Annotated in this window: 16 protein-coding genes and 2 pseudogenes; 7 read left to right on the top strand and 11 right to left on the bottom strand. The window is 62.8% G+C overall.

Annotated elements, in window-relative coordinates; all coding sequences use genetic code 11:
* Positions 1 to 29 precede the first annotated feature (29 nt).
* Positions 30 to 422 (bottom strand): annotated as a pseudogene (locus tag CVS48_RS17525) (transposase); the annotation flags it as partial.
* Positions 423 to 469: 47 nt separating this feature from the next.
* On the opposite strand from CVS48_RS17525, the gene CVS48_RS17520 reads away from it, so the two are divergent.
* Genes CVS48_RS17520 through CVS48_RS17515 form a run of 3 tightly spaced genes read left to right on the top strand, consistent with a single transcriptional unit; the run spans position 470 to position 1,601 of the window.
* Positions 470 to 784 carry a DUF1153 domain-containing protein gene (locus CVS48_RS17520; RefSeq protein ID WP_033535077.1) on the top strand — a complete coding sequence of 105 codons (315 nt, stop codon included), beginning with the start codon at positions 470 to 472 and terminating at the stop codon, positions 782 to 784.
* The gene (locus tag CVS48_RS29680; RefSeq protein WP_242001243.1) at positions 781 to 1,029 is read left to right on the top strand and encodes a hypothetical protein; all 249 of its coding nucleotides are present in this window, start codon (positions 781 to 783) and stop codon (positions 1,027 to 1,029) included. The genes CVS48_RS17520 and CVS48_RS29680 overlap by 4 nt, the downstream gene beginning before the upstream one ends.
* Positions 975 to 1,601: an IS3 family transposase gene (locus CVS48_RS17515; RefSeq protein ID WP_082875259.1), complete on the top strand. Its 627-nt coding sequence runs from the start codon at positions 975 to 977 to the stop codon at positions 1,599 to 1,601. Before CVS48_RS29680 ends, CVS48_RS17515 begins: the two co-directional genes overlap by 55 nt.
* A 396-nt stretch (positions 1,602 to 1,997) precedes the next feature.
* Here the strand turns inward: CVS48_RS17515 and CVS48_RS17510 are convergent, their stop codons facing one another.
* From CVS48_RS17510 to CVS48_RS17490, 5 genes and pseudogenes are all read right to left on the bottom strand, one after another.
* Positions 1,998 to 3,308, bottom strand: coding sequence for a hypothetical protein (locus CVS48_RS17510; protein ID WP_126376143.1), 1,311 nt, complete (start codon positions 3,306 to 3,308; stop codon positions 1,998 to 2,000).
* Positions 3,309 to 3,808: 500 nt separating this feature from the next.
* A pseudogene (locus CVS48_RS17505) lies at positions 3,809 to 4,189 on the bottom strand (DDE-type integrase/transposase/recombinase); the annotation flags it as partial.
* A 170-nt stretch (positions 4,190 to 4,359) separates the two neighbouring features.
* Entirely contained in the window at positions 4,360 to 9,831 is a 5,472-nt protein-coding gene (locus CVS48_RS17500) for an autotransporter outer membrane beta-barrel domain-containing protein (protein WP_167401014.1), read from the bottom strand.
* 285 nt (positions 9,832 to 10,116) lie between these two features.
* Positions 10,117 to 11,274, bottom strand: coding sequence for an MFS transporter (locus CVS48_RS17495; RefSeq protein ID WP_242001244.1), 1,158 nt, complete (start codon positions 11,272 to 11,274; stop codon positions 10,117 to 10,119).
* Complete coding sequence (locus tag CVS48_RS17490) at positions 11,271 to 11,489, bottom strand: alpha/beta hydrolase (RefSeq protein ID WP_419191438.1); 219 nt, start codon at positions 11,487 to 11,489, stop codon at positions 11,271 to 11,273. Before CVS48_RS17490 ends, CVS48_RS17495 begins: the two co-directional genes overlap by 4 nt.
* Positions 11,490 to 11,624: 135 nt before the next feature.
* Here CVS48_RS17490 and CVS48_RS17485 point away from each other — a divergent pair, with 135 nt between their 5' ends.
* Positions 11,625 to 12,539 carry a LysR family transcriptional regulator gene (locus CVS48_RS17485; protein ID WP_100855535.1) on the top strand — a complete coding sequence of 305 codons (915 nt, stop codon included), beginning with the start codon at positions 11,625 to 11,627 and terminating at the stop codon, positions 12,537 to 12,539.
* A gap of 43 nt (positions 12,540 to 12,582) precedes the next feature.
* Here the strand turns inward: CVS48_RS17485 and CVS48_RS17480 are convergent, their stop codons facing one another.
* Positions 12,583 to 13,260 carry a carboxymuconolactone decarboxylase family protein gene (locus tag CVS48_RS17480; RefSeq protein ID WP_100855534.1) on the bottom strand — a complete coding sequence of 226 codons (678 nt, stop codon included), beginning with the start codon at positions 13,258 to 13,260 and terminating at the stop codon, positions 12,583 to 12,585.
* 118 nt (positions 13,261 to 13,378) lie between these two features.
* Positions 13,379 to 13,876 (bottom strand): (R)-mandelonitrile lyase, encoded by a 498-nt coding sequence (locus CVS48_RS17475; protein WP_172616189.1) that lies wholly within the window; start codon positions 13,874 to 13,876, stop codon positions 13,379 to 13,381.
* 169 nt (positions 13,877 to 14,045) lie between these two features.
* On the opposite strand from CVS48_RS17475, the gene CVS48_RS17470 reads away from it, so the two are divergent.
* The 3 genes from CVS48_RS17470 (at position 14,046) to CVS48_RS17460 (ending at position 16,629) form a co-directional block, all read left to right on the top strand.
* Positions 14,046 to 14,966 (top strand): LysR family transcriptional regulator, encoded by a 921-nt coding sequence (locus CVS48_RS17470; protein ID WP_100855533.1) that lies wholly within the window; start codon positions 14,046 to 14,048, stop codon positions 14,964 to 14,966.
* 66 nt (positions 14,967 to 15,032) lie between these two features.
* The gene (locus CVS48_RS17465) at positions 15,033 to 15,350 is read left to right on the top strand and encodes a helix-turn-helix domain-containing protein (protein WP_100855532.1); all 318 of its coding nucleotides are present in this window, start codon (positions 15,033 to 15,035) and stop codon (positions 15,348 to 15,350) included.
* Positions 15,343 to 16,629: a type II toxin-antitoxin system HipA family toxin gene (locus tag CVS48_RS17460; RefSeq protein WP_100855531.1), complete on the top strand. Its 1,287-nt coding sequence runs from the start codon at positions 15,343 to 15,345 to the stop codon at positions 16,627 to 16,629. The genes CVS48_RS17465 and CVS48_RS17460 overlap by 8 nt, the downstream gene beginning before the upstream one ends.
* Before the next feature lie 66 nt (positions 16,630 to 16,695).
* On the opposite strand, the gene CVS48_RS17455 is transcribed toward CVS48_RS17460, so the two are convergent.
* The 3 genes from CVS48_RS17455 to CVS48_RS17445 all read right to left on the bottom strand — a co-directional run bounded on the left by CVS48_RS17455 (position 16,696) and on the right by CVS48_RS17445 (position 20,711).
* Positions 16,696 to 19,152 (bottom strand): TonB-dependent siderophore receptor, encoded by a 2,457-nt coding sequence (locus CVS48_RS17455; RefSeq protein ID WP_100855530.1) that lies wholly within the window; start codon positions 19,150 to 19,152, stop codon positions 16,696 to 16,698.
* A gap of 84 nt (positions 19,153 to 19,236) precedes the next feature.
* Positions 19,237 to 20,202, bottom strand: coding sequence for a FecR family protein (locus CVS48_RS17450; protein ID WP_100855529.1), 966 nt, complete (start codon positions 20,200 to 20,202; stop codon positions 19,237 to 19,239).
* A complete protein-coding gene (locus CVS48_RS17445) occupies positions 20,199 to 20,711 on the bottom strand; it encodes a sigma-70 family RNA polymerase sigma factor (RefSeq protein WP_100855528.1) in 513 nt (170 codons plus the stop codon). Before CVS48_RS17445 ends, CVS48_RS17450 begins: the two co-directional genes overlap by 4 nt.
* Positions 20,712 to 20,783 lie beyond the last annotated feature (72 nt).

Raw genomic sequence — 20,783 nt, 5'->3', positions numbered from 1 at the left:
TTTTTGTGGGCGAGGCGTTTTAAAAGTTGTTATCCCCGCACCGCAGTAAACCGTTCACCGAACAGAATAGCAAACTGGTTCATGGCGGCTTTCCAGTCGAAGGTCGCCCTGACGGACTTGGCCAGCACATTGCGTAGCGCCAGCCATAGGAGCTTGATGGCGGCCTCATCGTTGGGGAAGTGCCCCCGCGTCTTGATGATCTTGCGCAACTGCATGTTCAAACTTTCAATGGCGTTTGTGGTGTAAATCACGCGTCTGATGTCTGGCGGAAAGACGAAGAACGGCGTGACGTTCTCCCAGGCCCGCTGCCAGGCCTGGACGATCGTTGGGTACTTGATCCCCCAGGGTCCATCGGCGAACGTTTGCAGCGCCTGCTCGGCCGCTTGTTCGCTGGCGGCAGCGTAGATCGGACGCAGGGCTGTAATGACCCAGTGAAAACCTGCTCACGTCACAATCGAGGGAATTGACGATGAGCATGAAGATGGAAGACGACATCAAACGCTGGACGGCCAAGCGCAAGAGCGCGCTAGTGCTGGACATCATTCAAGGCAAGACCACCGTCGCCGAGGCCAGCCGCCAATACGACCTGTCGCCCTCAGAGGTCGAACAGTGGGTCGACGATGGCAAGCGGGGCATGGAGAATGCCTTGCGGGCCAATCCACAGGACGTGCGCGAGCAGTACGAGCGCCAGCTCAAGGACCTTCAAGAGGCCTACGGCGAGGCGATGCTGGAGCTTCGCGCGAGAAAAAAATTGCAGTCCCTGCTGGGCGAGGACGAGAAGTGATCGAGACGATCCACCAGGGACTGCAAGCCGACGGCATCACCGTCTCGATCGCCAAGCTGTGCCGCTGGTTCAACGTGCCTCGCCGCACCGTCTACTACAAGGCGGTGAAGGCATCGCCAAAGCTCGATCCGCAGTTTGTCGCGCCCATCAAGGCGCTGATCGAAGAATCGCCGTCGTTTGGCTATCGACGGTGGCGCATCTGTTGGGGTTCAACAAGAACACCGTGCAGCGCGTGTTCCAGTTGATGGGCTGGCAGGTCCGTAAGCGGCCCATCGGCTTCAGGCCCCGGATCCAGGCATTGCCGTCGGTGGCCACGAGGCCTAACGAGCGCTGGTCGACGGATCTGTGCCGCGTCTGGGCGGGTCGGGATGGCTGGGCGACGCTGGCGCTGGTGATTGACTGCCATACCCGGGAGTTGCTGGGTTGGCATCTGTCGCGCAGCGGCAAGGCCTGCACCGCAGGAAGCGCACTGGAACATGCCCTGATCGCCCGCTTTGGAACGCTGGGCCGCGTGCCTGTGCCATTCCTGCTGCGATCCGACAACGGGTTGGTCTTCACCTCTCGTAGCTATACAGCGTTGGTGCGAGGCTACGGGCTGCGCCAAGAGTTCATCACGCCGCACTGCCCGCAACAGAACGGGATGGTCGAACGCGTGATCCGCACGTTGAAAGAGCAATGCGCGCATCGGCATCGCTTCGAGACCATCCAGCACGCCAGCCGCGTTGTAGGGGACTGGATACGCTTTTATAACCACCGGCGCCCGCACCAGGCGCTCGGCATGAAGACCCCGGCTGAGGCATTTGCATTAGCCGCTTAACCTGAGCAGGTTCTGCTGGGTCATTACACCGCTTCGGAAGTGGACAACGGAGAAGCCTGGCTGCCTTCCCCGCGAATGCCATCCGGCGAATTCCAGCAGGCAGCCTCCGCCCTTTTACGGCCGACAATCGATCCACTCGAGATCCGCACGCAACACGACTGCTAGGTCGACGCTCTGAACAACAGCTTCCGTGAGGAGCGCTTGAGCGCCTCATCTTTTGATGTTCGAATTGCATTTAAGAGGCGAAAGGCCTCCTATGCAAGCTTGCGGTGCATGCTTCCATGCCGCTAGCGAAAATCACGTCAACGTTGTACGCCAGAGCCCAGATATACGTTCATCAAAACAGGACGGCGTCACGCAGGTGTCGACTTTCGACCGGGAGATTTTATGCCGCGGCTATCGTTTAGCGTATCGCCGTTCGGGCGAAGCTCTTTTCCGTCGGGCGAGAACGACGATCCTAGCTCTACGAAGACGCATTATTAGTGTTTTAAACAGGCCAGAAATTTTTTGGCGCATGCAACCCATGAACATTGCCACAAGCCCAAGTAAAGTCGCGATCTTTTTAATAAGATACTTGACCGTGAGCAATGTCCACGATGGCGGGCTGATCGAATCGTATTTAACCATTGCGCGCGATGCATTAGCCAGTTTCCCGCCAGCCAATATCGCCACAAAAAGAAAAATGAAATAACGCATATTGTGACCGCGATGAATCTGTTGGATGCGATCGTCAGTTTGACTCATGGAGGCGTGGATTTTCGAAATTGCCTTCGCGTAATCTGGCGGCGGAAAAACAAATGTCGAGTCAAGGTCCTGCATAGACACAGCTAGTTCGGGAGAAATTTTTTGACATTGTGTCAACCGTTCCTGGCGTCCACACGCAGCTGTATTTAGCGCTGTGATCTCAAGAGCCACCTCGGGATCGTGGGTCAAGGTCGAAATCCAATCAGGCGGCTCTATTCTTGCGCGCAGAACGGTTTTGAAATCAAGATAGTTGCGCAGGTTCCAGTCCATTTTCGAAGCAAGCGCACATAGAGCGGGAGATATATCCCGAACTTCCGGCAACTCACACAGCATTTCGAGGTTTTTTTCACCTGCACGAAAGAGCTCCAGAGTCTGAACCAGACGATCATCTTTCTCTATCAGATCTTTTTGGTACGAAGACAGGCCGGAATCAACAACGAAGTACAGCGCCGCCATCAGTCCCAATGTGTACCAAATGTGATCGTAGAAATTTTTGAACTCATTTCTTCCAAAACGTGAGCCAATCAACAGGATAAAGGACCACCCCCCAATCAAACACATGAGAAGGTTGGCCAAAGCTGATTCGACGTTACCTAAAAAACCTGAGTTAAAACGGAATATTTCCGGACCTAACGCGTGAAGGCTAGGCGCAAAACCTAATACGCTGCATAGACCCGGTGCTAACCAAAGAACAATTCCGGTCGTTCCGACCCACTTATTCAAGTAAAAACATGCACGGATATTTAAAAAAAATACAAGGAGAAGAATGCCGGATAGCAATATTGTCAACCCAGCAACGCCCACTGCCGGGTTTAAATTTAGCGGATATAGCAGCGCGTCTCCTACCTGCATTGGCGTAGTGTTCATGTAGGTAAAGAGCCCAAGACCTTCAAAGTTTTGTGCCAATCCCCACGAAGCCAATTGGCAAAACATGATATATGGCAGGAAGAACTGGAGAAGCATGAGCAGTCAGCACACAAGTCTACAAAATTAAATATTACTTTTAGTAAAGATTTTGCACAAGCCTCAAGTTTACCCATAAAGCCTTGCGGCGTGACATATCAAATATCGCGCTGGAGCAGCTTCGCACTTAGAAAGGTTTTTCCTTATGTAATAGCGCCATGTCTTCGATGCGTGCAGTCGACACCAGTAAGGGGCTGCGGGTTGTCATAATTGCCTGCACTCGTTTCTCCCCCCCGCTCCTCGTTCGAGTGCACCGTCAAGCTTGCCTATAAAGGCGGCCTGAATACGTCGGGGCTGATTCGCGACTTCGGTTCAATTGATGAAGATGAATATTGGCTGTAAGAGCAGACTCTCAGCGCAACTCACGTAGCTCGGCCGTTCAGACCCGGATTCTCACTGGGCGCTCTTCCAGCAGCAGACATAGACTGGCGAAGCTCGAACTACTGCAACGGGTCGATTGCTGTCGGTCAGTGCCGATTGGCGAGTGGCGTTACCAGGATTTAGTAGGCACTTGATTTTTTCTTGCGGTGTGCAGCCTCGAACTCGTTCGGACTGACACCGCCAAGATACCTGCACCGCCGTACTGGATTGTAGAAACTATCAATATATTCGGCCAGATCGAGCGCAGCGGTTTCCTGGTCAGCATAGATGTGCTTCTTGATGCGCTCCTTCTTCAACATGCTGAAGAAAGACTCCGCCACCGCATTGTCCCAACAGTTTCCTCGTCTGCTCATGCTCGACTCTAGATGATTGGCCTTGCAGAACCGCCGCCAGGCATCGCTGCCGTACTGCGTTCCCTGATCTGAGTGGATCAGGGTATTTCGAGAGCGCCGGCTTCGTACTGCTTTGGCAATCGCATCAAGCACTAACTCGCGGTGAATGATCAGACGCGCGACCCGTTGTGTATCGGCCGCCACGGCGCGGCATCGGGCAGGCGGCCACCGGCGTGCCCTGGGCTGCGGTGACGCAAACGGCCTCCACCGCGCAGGCCGTCGCGACCGACGCCGGGCACGGGCCCTGCCCGCCCCTCACCCGACGCAACCGCGGCGAACTACCAGCGCACCGTCACACCCACGCTCCCGTTGGGTCCGCCTTCGGTCCTAACGCTGCCGCCCGCAGCCCACATCTGGCCCAGTTCGCCATACACGCCAACGTTCGGACTGACCTGCCAATGTCCGCCCAGTGCAGCTTCCGTGCGGGTGCCGCCTGTAGGCGTCGAGACGTCGGTGGAGGCCGCCGGGCCGACGAAACGCGCGCTGTCCGTGTTACTGCCCGAATGCCACACATCGATGCGCGCGTAAGGGTGCACGGTGCCCGCCGTGGTGACGATGCTGCTCTTCAAGCGCACGCCGATGCGGGCGGCCCAGCTGCTGGCGGGGTCCTGTTGCACCCGGGCACCGACGAGGGTGCTGTCGTTCAGGCTCAGGCGCTGGTGCACCAGTTGAAGCTGCGGCTCGATGCGCCAGCTCGACGCCACGTTGAACGAGCGCCCCACTTCGACCGAGGCCAGCAAGCTGTGACCCTTGTTCTGGCTGGACGGTAAACCGTCGGGCCCGATGGTGCTCCGGTGACGACCTACCTGCAACACGCTGTCGACATACAGGCCGTCGTCATGACGGTAGGTGGCGTAGCCACCCAGGTACTGGTTCTTCAGATCGTTGCGACCTGCGGCATAGCGGTCGATGCCCCGCGCAAAGCCAGTGACCTTCATGTCACCGTCGAGCTGGCCCACATAGAGGCCCGCGCGCCAGCGGGCATCGGCCCAGAGGTCCGTGCCGGCCTGGAAACCGGTCAGGCGGCCCTTGCTGTCCGGGCTGACGGCACCGCCCTGGCCCATCTCACGGTCGATGCTCACGATGCGGGCCCAGGCTTGGCGTTGGCCTTGCGCGACACCGGCATCGCCGACGCGCCGGTGCAGGGTGGCGAGCATAGCCAGGTTGGCCTCGCGCAACTGCTCGGGCAGGGCGGCGTACAGGGGCACTTCGGCGCGGTACGACGTCGGGCCCGGCCCCGCCGTCGTGGTGCTGCTCAGGTACGCGCCGCTGGCCGTGTTGTGGAGCTGGTACTCGTAGGCACCCGCCAGCACCGGTGCCGACAACGCGAAGACCTCGCCCTGGATGCTGGCACCGTTCTGGGTCCCGACGATCTCGATGCCGTTGCCCGTGGTCTGACCTCCCAGGCCGCCAATGTTGGTGACGGCGACCTGGGTGTTGCCACTGGCCACGGCGCTGGCGCCGCTGAGCATCACCTTGTCCATCGCGCTGCGGTTGTCGCCCAGGGTCGCGCCCACGGCCAGGGTGCCGCCCTGGCCGACCCAGGGGCCGGTGACAGTGAGGACGGCGCCCGGCGCGCGGCCCATGAGGCTGACGGTGCCGCTGTGGCTGATGCCGGCCACGCGCTGGTCGTAGCCCGCCAGGTCCAGCGTGGCGCCGCGCGCGACCGTGATGGCGCTGCTTGGGCTGAAGGCGTTGACCACGCCCGCGCGCACCGTGCCCTCGGCGACGGTGGTGGCGCCACTGTAGGTGTTGTTGGCCGCACCCAGGATCAGCGTGCCGCTGCCTTGCTTGGTCAGATCTGCGTTGCCGCTGATGCCGCCCATGAGGGTGGCGTTGTAGGCGCCGGTGTCGAAAAACGGATCATTGGTGCCCGTCATGCGGATGGCATTGGCGACGATCAGGCCGTCAGCGACAAAGCCCAGCGTGGTGCCGTCGTCCATCGCCAGCACGCCGCTGCCCAGCGCCTCGCTGTGCCCCAGATCGATGCGCCCCGCCTTTAGTTCCGTGCCACCGCTGTAAGTGCTGGCGCCCGCAAGGGTCTGTGTGCCCGTGCCTTGCTTGATCAGGCTGCCCGTGCCGCCGATGGCGCCGGCAAAACGCTGGTTGCTCGCATCGCCGAAGGTCAGCGCATGGGCACCCAGCTCGACGCTGCTGCCGGCCACGCCCGAGAGCCAGGCGATGGCGCGATGGCCGTTGGCCGCTCTGATGTCGAAGGCAGCGCCACTGGCCTGCAGGCCTACGCCACCGCCCCCCAGATCGCCCGCACCGCGCAGCGCCAGCGTGCCGCCATGGACGGTAGTGCTCACCGGAGTAAGCGCCCGATCCAAGGTCCAGCCGCCACTGCCGTTCTTCACGAGTTCACCCGCGAAAGTGGTACCACCGGTCACTGCCTGAGAATAAAGCTGGTTTGGCGCGCTGCCGTCGAGCGTGAAGCTTGCAGCCGTATTGCTGCCGATGTTCAGGTCGCCCAGGATCTGGCTGCCGCTGAACAAGCTGACAGCATTCGCTCCGACCGCGTTGAGCGTCACATCGCCCTGGATCGTCGCGCCCGCGCGGTTGAACACCGTGGCCGCTCCCGTCACCGCGCGCACCGGGGTGCCGGCTGCGGCGAGCGTGCCCGAGTTGTCCAACGTGCCGCCGTTGTTCAGAACGACGGCGTTGGTGAGAGTCACTCCGCTGGCGACTTCCAGCGTTGCCCCCCGGCCTGCCCCGTTGTCCACCGTGACTGCACCGCTGCCCAAAGCGCCATGGCTGCCCGCCACCAGCAGGCCTTCGTTGACCTGCGTGCCACCGCTATAGGTATTGGCACCCGAGAGCGTCAACGTCCCGCCACCGACCTTGACCAGCGCATTGCCCGCCCCATCGGCGATCGATGCCGAGATGCCGACGCTGATGCCCGCATCGGTATTGATCGTGGTCTGCGTACCCGTGGCCGGCGCCATGACAAGGCGCCCCGGCGTAGCGCCGCTGTTGTCGGCCACCAGGTTGTAGCCATTGGCCGAGAACTGTAACGTGTCGAAGCTCTGCGTGCCCTGCACCGTCACCGTGCCAGGCGTGGCGCCCGCGTCGCTGCCGAACACGGCCACCGAGCCCACCCATGCAGCCGGTGTCGTGTTCGTCGGTGCATCGTTGACCCAGGCGCCGGCGAAGCCGGTCCAGACGCCACCCGTGCCACCGCGCCAGAACTGCAGCGTCTGGCCCGCGCCCTGCACCGACAGGTTGATCTGGCCGCTCTGGCTGGTGTCCAGTTGATGCCCGGCCACCGTGAAGCTTCCCCCCGTGCTGCTGACCTGCTGCGTATCGAACTGGCCGGAGAGCGCGCCCGCGTACTCGAATAGCCGGTACCAACCCGCCGACGATGCGCTCGCCCGCAGCGTACCGCCCAAAGCGAGATCCCCCCCCACCTGCACCAAGTCATTGCTGACGCCCCCCACGGCACCGGACTGGCCCAGTTGGAAGATGCTGGTGGCGCCGCTGCCCAACGTGAGCGCGCCGCCGATGGTCAAGGTGCCGGGGCTGCTGCCCGGCGACAGCGTGCCGCCGCTGGCGACAGTCACACGGCCATCGATGCGGCCCACGCCGCCGAGCGTGCCGCCATCAACCTGCACATTGCCGCCGATGGCACCGTTCACCGCCAGCGTGCCTGCGTTGACGTAGACCGGCCCGCTATACGCGAGGCTGTTCCCGGAAAGTACCAGCGTGCCCGCGCCGGCCTGGGTCAGCGCACCCGCTCCGCTGAGGACGCCGCGCAAGGTCAGCGTCGTCCCCGCGCTCGGATCGAAGCTGCCACCGGCCGCACCGGCAGCGATGGCCCGCGACGTGCTGAAGGTGGCCGTGCTTTGCAGGCGGCCGCCGTTCAACGTCAGCGCGCCGCTCGCCGCGCCCAGATTGACGTCGGACGCCACGGAGAGGATGCCGCCCTGGACCGTAGTGCCGCCGGCATAGCTGTTGCTGCCCGAAAGCGTGAGCATGCCGGTCCCGGTCTTGACGAGCGCCCCCCCGGAAACAACGCTGGTCAGCCCGAGCGTGGTTGAAGCGTTCGTGTTCAGGGTGGCGCCGGCGCTGCCAATCACCACATTGCGCGACATGTTCAGGGTCGCCGTCGTCTGCAACGTGCCGCCGTCGAGTGTGAGACCACCACTATCAGCACCGAGGCTGGCATCGCCGCTGATGGCCAGCGTGCCCGCGCTGACCGTCCATGGCGTGAGGAGTGCAGTCGAGCCGCTCAGCGTCCAGGTGCCCGTGCCGACCTTGCCGAAGCTGCCGAAGTTGCGGTACTTGGCGCCGATCTCGCTGACCGCAAAACTGCTGGCGCCCGTGCCGCCAAGGTCCAAGGCATTGTGGGTCCCCGCGCCGCTGGCGCCGACGACATTGCCCTGGATGTTCGAGCCCGTGTTGATCTGCAGTGTGTTGTCGCCCGCAGTGAAGGCGATGGCATCCGCCCGCGTCGCGCCATCTGCGCCCAGCCCTCCCCTGATCGTGCCGCTGTTGGTGACGTTGAGGCTGGCGCCCGTGATGGCGACGCCGCCTTTTCCCACCGAGGCGTCGCCGCCGAAGATGGCACCGCTGTTGCCGCCGCTGATCGTGCCGCTATTGTTGATCGTGAGCGCATTGCCCACGATGGCGCCACCGCCCTGACCGGGGTTCATGTAGCGGTCAAAGCCGATACTGACTCGGCCTCCGGCGCCACCCACACCGCCTCTGATGGTTCCGGTATTGGTGATGCTTAAGTTGTTGCCGCTGAGACCCTCGCCACCGTTGCCAGCGCTCTCGCCAGCACTGCCGGCAGTAGTTTCCCCAACAGCACCGCCGCCTCCCCCCGCTATCGTGCCGCCGTTCGCAACGGTGCCGCTGCTCGCATTGGAAAAGAGGACCGCCGTACCGCCATCGCCGCCAAACCCGCCGTAGGAGCCACCTTGTGAGGCATTCAGACTTCCGCTGCCACCGGCACCAGCGTTGCCTCCGGTCAGGATCCCGCCGTTGTTGGTCAGCGCCCCGCCGGCGCCGGCAGTGATCAACACGGCTGCACCGCCTTGCCCTCCCCCTCCGCCGGCACTGTTGCCCCACCCCGATGCCGTGAGCTGACCCGCCGCGCCCCCGGCCCCCCCCACACCGCCCGCGATCTGGACCCCGTTGTTGACGGTCAAGGTGCCATTGGAAGAGACCGCACCCGCGCCGCCGCCGCCGCCGCCACCGCCACCGCCGCCGGCCTCGTTGGATCCGCTGGCTTTCGCGGGCGCATCGGCGCCATTGATACCCGCGCCGCCGGAACGGTTGGCATTGATGGTCGACGACATCGTCAGAATGCTTCCGCTGCGAGCGCCCGCCGCCCCCCCAACGCCGCCGTTGCCGCCGTTACCGCCGCGCCCCCCGTTGCCCGCGCTAGCACCCGAGATGTACATGGCGCCACCGCCGCCACCGCCGCCTTGTCCGGGATATTGGGCCCCCGAACTCGACGTCCAGGCCGTGCCGTCGCCGCCTGCCGGGCTGGCACTGGTGCCCCCGGCGCCGCCCGGAGCGGATGGGTAAACGCTGGCCTGATTGCCATTGCCGCCATCGGCCCAGGCACCGCCGGCCAACAGCAGGCCCAAGGCAAACAAGCCCGACTTTCCGCACACCCCCGACGCCCGCGCCACGCTTTGCGCGGCAGATTTGCCCGAGGACTTGCCCCGCGCAGCCCCCACTTCGGCCACCGCTTGCCAAACACCTACCGCCTCGTTGAACACCACGCGATAAATCTTGTTCATACTTCTTCCTGCCCCCCGTCGATTGCAACGTCCACGGGGTAGCGACAGTCCCTCCTGCCGCACGTCGACAGAAATGGGTGACACCTTTGCCGCGGAAAACGGAAAAGTATATTTTTTTGAAACAAGAAGGCCCATCACGGAAACTTGGTATTCCCGTGTGAGTTACATGTCATCACGCTGGAGACGAAGCACCGTCAGGGGACGCCGCCATGGCTGCGGCGATAGGCGGGCTTGCGATGGGCGGGCGTGAAGCGCCGGGCTTGGCGGCGTGGCGCGCTGCATGGCTCAGGCCGCTTGCCGACGATGGGAACGAGACGTCAGGAAAGCAAGAAAGGCCGCGATCACCAGCGCCGCCGCACTTGCCACGAAGGTGCTTCGATATCCCGCCGAATCGAACAGCAGGCCACCCACGATCGAACCTAGCGCGATGGACAACTGAATCACCGCCACCATCAGACCGCCCCCCGCCTCGGCGTTGTCCGGCATGGCTTCGGCGAGCCAGCTCCACCAGCCAACGGGCGCGGATGTCGCCATCAGGCCCCACAGGCCCAGCAGCGCCACCACCGCGGCAACCCACGTCCCGAAGGGGATCAGCGCCAAGGCAATGACCGCCATCAACGCCGGAATGAGGATCAGCGTTCGGTACAAGCCACGCTTGAGAACGGCGCCAATCAGGGTGGTGCCAACAAAGCCCGCCACACCGATCACCAGCAGGATCAGCGACAGCGTGGGCACGTTTACCTGCGTGACCTTTTCAAGAAACGGGCGCAGGTAGGTAAACAACGCGAACTGGCCCAGGAAGAAGATTCCGCACGCTGCCATGCCATAACGAATGGTGCGGCTTTTAAGCACGTTGAACACGTTGCCGGACCCAGGCGCGCGTGTCGCCGGCTTCATGGAAGGCAAGGCGATCCATTGCCAGACCAATGCGATCCCAGCCACGGGCACCAGCGCGAAAAACGCACCGCGCCATCCGATGATGGATCCCAAGTAACTGCCCAGGGGCGCGGCGATCACCGTCGCAAGCGCGTTGCCGCCATTGAAGATGGCCAGGGCCTTGGGCACCTGGCTGGCTGGCACCAGGCGGATTGCCATGGCGGCCGACATGGACCAGAAGCCGCCGATCACCACGCCGATAAGCGCGCGGCCCGCCATGTACGTCGCGTAGTTCGGTGCTGTCGCCACGATGACGCCGGAAACGCCCATCAAGACGGTCAAGATCAGAAGCAGCGTCTTGCGGTCCATGGCGCCGGCCACGACCGAGATGGTCAGGCTGGCCAACACCGCGAGGGCGCCGGAGATTGCGATGCCCTGCCCCGCCATCCCTTCCGTTATTCCCAGTTCGCCGGCGATTGGCGTCAGCAGACTGACGGGCATGAACTCAGAGGCCACGAGTGCGAACACGCACAGCGACATGGCGAATACGCCGCTCCAAGCCCTCATGTGCAAGCCAAGTGCTGCGTGAAGAATGCCGCCAGCTTGTCGAACGGAATCACATCCAGCCGGTCGTACAAATCAATGTGCGTGGCGCCCGGAATGCTCATCAGCTCTTTCGGCTGGGCGGCAGCCGCATAGGCGGTTTCGCTGAAGTTGCGGGAGTGGGCCAATTCGCCATGGATGAACAAATCGGTACTGCTGGTTCGATGTCTGTCGTTCATGCTGAGTTTCCTTTCCGCGAGCCTTTCCATCGGTACGAGGCAGATTTTCCCGCTCTCGGCGCACCATGACTAGCTAATGAATACTGAATAGGCTTATAAGCATTACTAATCAACAGTCCGTGGGAAACTCTCGACATGGTCAGACGAAACCTTAACGATCTCCTCTCATTCGTGACCGTGGCGCGGGAAGGCAGCTTCACGCGCGCGGCCGCGTTGCTGGGAGTGACCCAATCGGCGCTAAGCCAAGCCATCAGCGGCCTGGAAGCCCGGTTGGACATCCGCCTGCTGACGCGCACCACGCGCAGCGTGTCGCCCACCGCCGCCGGGGAAAGGCTGTTGCAGGCCATCGGGCATCGCTTTGACGAGATCGAAGCGGAACTGGATGAATTGTCGGAACTGCGCGACAAGCCGGCAGGCACGGTCCGCATCACCTGCGGCGACCATGTGCTGAAAACCACGCTGCTGCCGAAAATTGCGCCGCTGCTGCGCAAGTATCCGGACATCAACGTGGAGTTCGACGTCAACTACGGATTCCGGGACATCGTCGCGGACCGCTTTGACGCGGGCGTGCGCATGGGTGACACCATTGACCGGGACATGATCGCAATGCCGATCAGCCCCAGATTGCGTATGGCCGCCGTCGCCACGCCGGACTACTTCGCCAGGCATGCCAAGCCGAAGCGCCCGGAGGATCTGACCAAGCACCGTTGCATCAACATCCGCTTCCCCACGCATGGCGGGTTGTACGTCTGGGAGTTTGAGCGCAAGGGCAAGCAGTTGAACGTTCGCGTCGATGGGCAAGCCACGCTGAACAGCACCCCGCACATTGTTCAGGCAGCGCTGGAAGGCCTGGGCATTGCCTTCCTGCCCGAGGAAGAATTCGCGCCCCACATCGACGAGGGGCGTCTTGTACGGGTGCTGGAGGACTGGTGCGCGCCTTTCGACGGCTACTACCTTTATTACCCCAGCCGGCGGCAGCCGTCTCCGGCGTTTTCCCTGGTGCTTGATGCGCTGCGTTCGCAAGAGCCGCCAGCAAAGAAGCGGCGGTGATGGCCCGCCCACCCTGGCTGCTGCCGGGCGGACCACGCCTTGCTCACTTCGCCGCTTTGGCCGCCAGTTGACGCGTCAACGCTTCACTTGCTCGACGCCCCATCTCGGCATCCACACCCGTCGCCAGCACTTGGCCAAGCTGACGCAACTGGTTCGCCGTCAGGCCGACGTTCATGCTTATGCGCATGTGCGCCTGCAATTGCGATTCGGCGCCAGGCAACGCGGACAGCATGCTGACGGTGGCCAACTCGCGACTCTGCCAATCGAGGTTGTCGCGCTCGAAGATATCGCCGAACAAGTGGTTGCGCAGGTATTCGTTGGCGACGGGCGCGAAGTCGAATAGCGGCCCTTCCACCGGCCCGCCCGACAGCTTGGTCTGGTTGGCCGTGCCTGCCGCCAGCAGTGCATCCCCCTTCGGAATGGGGCGCGTGGGTGCATTGCCGGGCGCATCCTGGATGCCTCGTTGCTTGCGAGCGTCCAGCACCTTCATCAGTTCGCTCAGCGCGTTCAGGCTGCGGGGAAAGCCGGCATAGGCATACAACTGCACCAGGATCTCGCGGGCGTCGCTTACCGTCATGCCGTTGTCCAGGCCTTGGTTCAGCGCGATATTCAGCTTGGCCATGTCGCCTGCCGCCGCAAAGGCGGCGATCGGCACGATGGCCTGCTGGCGGGCGTTGAGCGTTTCGGAAGGGGTGGGCGCGCTGGCCGGTGCGGGGTTCATTGGTCGGGTTTCCTGTGCGTGGGAGGGCTGAATCCATGCAGCAGCCAAGCTCAGGGCGAAGACCAGTGCACTTGAATGTTGGCGCGCCTTGCCCTGGTGAAAGCGCGCATCGCCCTGCTTAACGGGCGTCGTATTGTTCATCGCTGACCTTCTCCATCCAGTTGACGTTCTTTCCATCCACGGTCGCGGTGACTGCCATATGGGTCATGGCGGTGCTTTGTGCGGCGCCGTGCCAGTGCTTCACGCCCGGTGGGCACCAAACGACATCGCCGGGGCGAATGACTTCTACGGGCTTGCCCCACTCCTGGGTCAGACCCACACCCGACGTCACCACCAGGCGCTGTCCCGCAGGATGGGTGTGCCAGGCTGAACGCGCGCCGGGTTCAAAGGTGACAAGCGCCCCCGAGGCATTGATGTTCTCGTCGTTCGGCCAGACCGGGTCTACCCGCACCCGGCCCGTGAAGGTTTCGCTGGGGCCAGCGATTGACGCTTGCTCGCCCGCGCGTGTGATCGCCTGGGTTGCGGTGTAGGTTTCAGCTTTCGGCTCAGCGGCATTGGCGCTCGCCATCTGCAAGACCGCGGCGCAAGCAGCGATTGTCGGGATCTGGGTTTTCATGTGGTTCGACCTTTTTTCAAGTGCGGTGCAACGGCCATCATTAGCGGTTCCTTAAAGGGTTCCCGGCGGCAAAACGCGCATTTACCGTCGGCTTTTCGCTACTGTATGATCGGGTCGATTAGATGAGAAGACTGGAAAATCAGCATGCCATGGTGTGCTGTATTCACTAATGGCTAAAGAAAATCTGAACGACCTTCAAACCTTCGTGGCTGTTGCGCAGGCGCGAAGCTTCACGCGCGCGGCGGCGCAACTGGGCTTGTCGCGCTCGGCACTAAGCCACGCAATGCTGGCGCTGGAAGCGCGCTTGGGCGTGCGCCTGCTCACCCGAACCACGCGGAGCGTGTCAACGACCGAAGCCGGGCAAAGACTGCTAAGCGTGTTGAGCCCCCACTTCAACGAGATCGAACAAGAACTCGCGTCGCTCACCGCCATGCGCGACAAGCCGGCCGGCACGGTCCGAATCACCACCCATGACCACGCCATCAAGACGGTGCTCTGGCCGCGTCTGTTGCCGTTGTTGCAGCAGTATCCCGACATCCAGGTCGAATTCAGTGTGGACTATGGGTTCACCGACATCGCGGCAAACCAGTTCGACGCCGGCGTACGCAGCGGAAATCGCATCGACAAAGACATGATCGCGGTACGCATCGCCCCCGATTTTCGGATGGCGGTCGCGGCCTCGCCCGCTTATCTGGCCGGCAAGCGTCCGCCCAGCACCCCGCAAGAATTGACGGACCATTGCTGCGTCAATCTACGGCTGCCCACGCATGGAGGCCTGTACGCCTGGGATTTTGCAAAAGGCGGGAAGGCGCTGAGCGTCCGGGTGGCGGGCCAGACGATCTTCAACAACACCTTTCTGATGCTCCAGGCCGCGCTCGATGGCATGGGCCTGGCCTATGTGCCCTATGACCTGGTGCAGCCCTATGTGGAACAGGGCCGCCTGGTGCCCGTGCTGGAAGACTGGTGGCCGGTGCTGCCTGGCTACCATCTCTACTATGCCAACCGGCGACAGATCTCCCCGGCCTTGGCGCTGGTCATCGAAGCCCTGCGGTATCGGCCGGATGCGCTGAAAAAGCGCAGCAGAGACTAGATCCGAACCATCGTTAATCCTGTAATTTGGGGTATTAACTGGCATGAAGCTGCCTGGACACACAATATGTTGGATTTAAGGTTCAGCACGCCGAGCGAGATCGTCAAGCGTCTCTGCCAACGTTTGCGCACTGAGCGTCTGGCGTCGGGCATGACACAAGCCGACTTGGCCGGGCGAGCCGGCATTGCCACCAACACCGTGTCCAACCTGGAAACCGGGCGCAATGTCGGGTTCGAGAACGTGGTCCGGGTGGCGATGGCCCTTGGTCGGGCCAAAGAACTTGAGGGCCTGTTCCTGCCCAAGTTGAACAGCATCGAAGACATTCGGCGCTACGAAAGCAGCGCGGATCGTCTCCGTGCGAAAAGGAACCCCGGCAATGCTTGAGCAAGTGAACGTCTTCTATGAAGGCTGGGGTGAGCGATGGCTTTGGGGCACCCTGGCCTCTACAACCACCCTGACCGGTCGCCCAACGATCGTCTTCGAGTACAGCAACGACGCCAGGCAAAGGGGCTTGGAGCTGTCCTCTTACACCCTGCCGTTAGAGGGGCCCCAGTTGCGCCGAGGTTTTCCAGCCCACCAGCTGGACTTGCCAGGCCCTGTCTATGACTCGTTGCCGGACGGATGGGGCATGTTGCTGATGGACCGAATGTTCAGGCGACGCAGCCTGTCCACGGCTCGCATAGGCCCGCTGGAACGACTGGGCTACATCGGTAGCAATGCGATGGGCGCCATGAAGTTTGAACCCGTTGCACCAGAAGGACAGGAACCGAAAGTCCACATCCCGCTTGAAGTGCTAGCCGCCGACGTGCAGCAAGTGCTCCAAGGGGAAGGCGGCGAGTTCCTGGAAACATTGCTGCTGGTGGGCGGCGCGCCTCAAGGTGCAAGGCCTAAGGCCCTGGTCTATCGGAATCCCGAAACGGATGGGTTTACCACTGCCGTCACACCGGGATTTGAAGCGTGGTTGATCAAGTTTCCCGCCAAAGAAGAACATCCCGAGGTCTGCGCGATCGAAATGGTCTACGCCGAGTGCCTGCGCATGTGTGGCATCGAGACGCCGGACACGCGGTACTTCAGTCTGCCTGGGGGGTCGGCGGCGTTTGCCAGCAAGCGTTTTGACCGACAAGACGGGCTGCGCGTACCCATGCAGAGCCTCGCCGCCTTTACGGGCGCCAATTACCGCACTCCGGGGGTGTTGGACTACGTCAACTTCTTTCGGGCGACGCAGATGTGTACCAACGACGTGCGACAGATGGCAATGGCTTTCGAGCGCGCAGTCTTCAATGTCGCATTCCACAACAGGGACGATCACCCCAAGAACTTTGCCTACCTCATGTCGCAAGCGGGTCACTGGAGGCTGGCGCCCGCTTACGACGTGACGTTCTGCGAGGGGCCTGGTGGATATCATCAGATGGACGTGATGGGCGAGGCGCTGGCGATTTCCCGCGCGCAGATGCTCAGGCTTGCCAACGAGGCCGAAGTGCCACAGGACTTTGCCGGAAAAATGATTGACCGCATTTGCGATGTGGCAAGCCAGTTCGCCATTCTTGCCGACGACCTCTACCCACAGCTCATTACTCGTGACACCTTGCGCACGATCCAACACTGCATCGATCAGAACGTAGCCCGGCTACGCCAAGACCAACCGGGCCGCGGTCGCCGGTGAAGGCGTTGGGCGAGCCGAACGCTTCCAGCAACTTACAGCGGCGCCTGAGGTCCCGTCAGCCTGATATCAGAACTTGTATCGCAACTGCGCGAACACGTTGCGCGGTGCACCGTAGAAGACCGAGTTGTAGTTGCCCATGCCCGAGTAATAGTGCTTGTCCAGCACGTTGTTCACGTTCACCGTCAGGCGCACGTCCTTGCTGAAGTCATATCCCGCCATCAGGCCAAAAACGGCGTAACTGTCCTGCGTGAAGCGGTGGTTGCGCGCGTCCACTTCCTGCGTGAAGTAGGTATTGCCTTGCCAGTGCACGTTTCCGCCCACGGTCAGGCGGTGCCAGTCACCCCGCAGGCGATAGGCCGTCGCCAGTTTGAAGAGATGCTCGGGTTGTGTGGTGCTGACGCGCTGGCCGTCGCGGTCGCGCGAACGGCTGTAGGTGTAGCCCGCGTTCACTTGCCAGCCCGGCAACACTTCGCCGGAGACTTCCAGTTCGATGCCGCGGGTGGTTACGCCGGGCACCGCGATATAGGCCGCACCGCCGGTGGGCGTCGAGGCACCGCTGGGGTCGGGCTCGGCCACGTTGTCCTGCTTGAGCTGGAACAGCGCGACGCTGGCATTCAAGCGCCCATCCAGATACTCGCCCTTGGCGCCAAGCTCGACACTCTTGCCCGTCAGCGGGTCAAGCTGGCGGTTGTTCGCATCGAAGTTGTAGGCCTGGGGCTTGAACACGTCGGTATAGCTGGCGTACACCGTGTGGTTCGCATCCAGATCGTAGGTAACCCCCGTGTAGGGAATGAGCTTTCTGCTCACGTCCGTCGAGTAGCCAACGTAGCGGCCATTCGCATACCGGATGTCCTGGCTCCAGGAATAGTCCGTCAGCCGGCCGCCGAGGATGAACGCAAAGCGGTCCGTCGGGTGCAGCACGGTCGCGGCATACAGGATCTTCTGGTTGACCTGCATGTCTTGCGTCAGCCACCAGGCGTAGGAGCCGGGCTCCGTGGCATTGTTGTTCCAGTTGAACGCATCATTGATCCAGAGGTCGGTGTCACCGTCCTCGCGGCGGGATTGCGCATGCGTGCGCGCCGCGTTGTAGCCGACCACCAAGTCGTGCTGACGGCCGAACAGCGTGTAGGGGCCAGACGCCTGGAAGTCGATACTGTTTTCTCGCGAGTCCGTGTCAAAACGCGCGGCGCCGCCGGGATAGAACCCGTGGCTTACGCTGTGGTCCACCACGTTCACCGTCGCGCTGCCCATGCCCGAAATCAGCTCGCGCGACTTGTAGTCACGGTGCGCGGCGGCCAGCTTGAAGTTCCAACCGTTGTCCAGCCTGTGGCTGATGTCCGCGAACAGGCGCGTGGTGTCCTGGTTGCGCCATGTCCACTTATCGGCCGGGTTGGTCGAACGCGAGAACGTCACTTGCGAGCCGTCCGAAAACAGCGAAGGCAAGTGAGTGTTGGTGGTGCCGTCATTCCGGTTCTGCTGGTAGTCCACGCCGAAGGACGCGGTGGTGCGGGGCGACAGGTCGGCTTCGATAATGCCGTAGCCGATGGACTCCTTGCCTTTGGCATGGTCCATGAAGCTGCCGTGGGTCTCGGCGGCGCCCACGACGCGGCCCCGTAGCTTGCCGCTTTCGCTCAAGGGGCCGCTCAGGTCGATTTCGCTGCGGTAGCGGTCCCACGAGCCGGCTCCCGCCGACAGGCTGCCCTGGAATTCCTGCGTGGGACGCTTGCGAATGAAGTTGACCACGCCCGAGGGATAGCCCGCCCCGTTGACCAGGCCCGTGGCGCCCTTCAGCACTTCGATGCGGTCATAGATGACCGAGTTCGTGATGCTGTAGTTATCGCGGACGTTGCCGCCGTCGCTGGACAGGCTGGGAAGGCCGTCGAACTGGAAATTCGACAGCTGAAAGCCGCGCGAGTAAAAACTGTAGCCCTCGGAGTTGTCCTGGCTGACCGTAATACCCGGCGTCTGCTCAAGCGCCTGCGCCACGTTGACGATGCCCTGGTCGTCCATTTGCTGGCGTGTGATAACGCTGACTGACTGCGGCGTTTCTCGCATCGACAGCCTCATTCGGGTCGCCGAGGCGGACTCCGGAGTTGTGTAGGATCCGCTGCCTTCGCTGGGTGGAATGACGGCACTGGCAGTGACCAGGACCGGCTCAAGCGACGTCACCGCGCCCGCGGCCGGCAGCGGGCGCACGGTCAGCACGCCGGCGCTTGTCACGACAAGTTCCAGGCCGGTTCCCGCCAGGGCCTGCCGGGCTGCCGCCTCGGCGCTCAGCACGCCGCGCACCGGCGCGGCTTGCCGGCCGGCCACCAGCTCCGCGCCCGCGGAGATGGTCTGGCCGCTTTGCAACGAGATCCGGCTAAGGGTGTCCGTCAACGGACCAGCAGGCAGGTCGTAAGCAACGACGGCCCGCTGCCCGGCGCCCACGGGAGCGTTCTGGGCGTATGCGCAGGGTGCCAGCAGGCTGGCGTTCAGCGCGCCGGCGACGAGCGTCGCGGCGGTAGTCAGGGGAAATTTCATAGTTGCGGGAGATTTTTCGGATAGAGAAGTCGGTTGCGTCATTAGTCATGACGGCTACCGGCCTCCAATCCCCTCATTGCCCTGTCATGCCGCATCCAGAAGCGTCAGCCACGGCCCAAAGCGCTGCATCCGGATCGGCAGCGTTTGGCTCAGCGCCAAGAGTGTCCGGTCCGGGTCGTCCAGCGGAAAAACACCGAACACCCGCAACGCGGCGACCCTTTGCGAGACCCGTATCAGGCCAGGCTGATAAGCCCGCACCTGAGCCACGACCTCGTCCAGCCGCGCGTCGCGCACATTGAGAATGCCGTTGCGCCAGGCATCCCGCGCGCCATCCTCGCGCCCCCAGGCCCGGTCCTGATCGAAGGCCGCCGTTGCGGACTGCGGCAGGGTCATGGGAGCACCGTGCGCCGGACGCACAAGCAACGAATGCTCAATGGCGCTGGCGACGGCGTAGTCGTCAAACTGGCTGACCGCCAGCCGGGTCGAGTGGGCGGATACGTCGCCGTGGTGAGTACGCACCACGAAGGGCCGGTCGCCTGCGCGCGCCTCGGCGTACAGGCCGCCTTGGCGCAGCACGACGGTGCGCTGCGCGTCGTTGTAATGCACGTCGACAGCCGAGCGCGCGTTCAGCGTCAGCACCGAGCCGTCGGCCAGCGCATAGGTCTGGCGCTTGCCGGTCCGTGTGGCGTAACTGGCGGACAGGCCGGCCAGCGGAATGTAGCGGTCGGTGACTAGCGCGCCGGTGGCGATGCCGCCCATCAGCATCGCAAGCTTCAGCACCCGGCGCCGATCCAGGCCGCAGGTTTGCAGCAAGGTGGCACGGGCGGCCCGCGCCGGGCCGGGCGCATCGCCCGCTGCCGCGCGTAGCCGGGAGAGGGGCTGGCGCATCAGGCCATCCACTTCAGCCCACACCCGTGCGTGGTCGGGATGGCTGGCGAGCCAATGCTCGAAGCGCTGGCGATCGTGGTCACAGGCGTGCCCCGAGGTCAGCAAGACGATCCAGTCGACCGCGCGCTCTGTCAGCGCGTCGCCTGCGGGTGGTGTGTTCATCGGGAATCCACCACCCGCCGCGCGGCAAGGCAATGCAGGAATGCTCGCTTCACATGCCGCTCGACCGTGGCCAGCGACACGCCCATCGTTTGCGCGATGGCGGGATGGGTCATGCCGTCAAGGCGGTTCAGCAGGAACGCATGCTTCACCGGCACGGGCAGGCCGTCGAGCAAGGCGTCGATTTCCATGACGGCTTGCTTGAGCATGAGCAGCGTTTCGGGCGACACGGCCACCGGTTCCTGCTCGTGCGCCAGCGCTTCCAGGTAGCGCGCTTCGACGTCGCGTGCCCGCCACAGGTCGATGGTCAGCCGGCGCGCCAACGTCAGCAGGTAGGCACGGGGTTCGGTGATGGGAGTGGCGGTGGCCGACGTCAGTACGCGGCAGAAGGTGTCCTGCGTCAGGTCGGCGGCGTCGGCGCGATTGTTCACGCGCCGGATCAGCCAGCCCAGCAACCAATCATGGTGTTCCGCGTAAAGCCGGTGGACGTTCTGGTTCGCGGGGGAATCCATGGAGGGTGGGCGACAGGCATGTTAATAGGAATAACACTCATTTATAACTTGGATCGCCGTCCAAGACAATCG

Source organism: Achromobacter spanius (genome assembly GCF_002812705.1).
Classification (GTDB): Bacteria; Pseudomonadota; Gammaproteobacteria; order Burkholderiales; family Burkholderiaceae_B; genus Achromobacter; species Achromobacter spanius.
The sequence above is the reverse complement of the archived record's forward strand: the minus strand, read 5'-3'. Positions and strand labels throughout refer to the sequence as shown.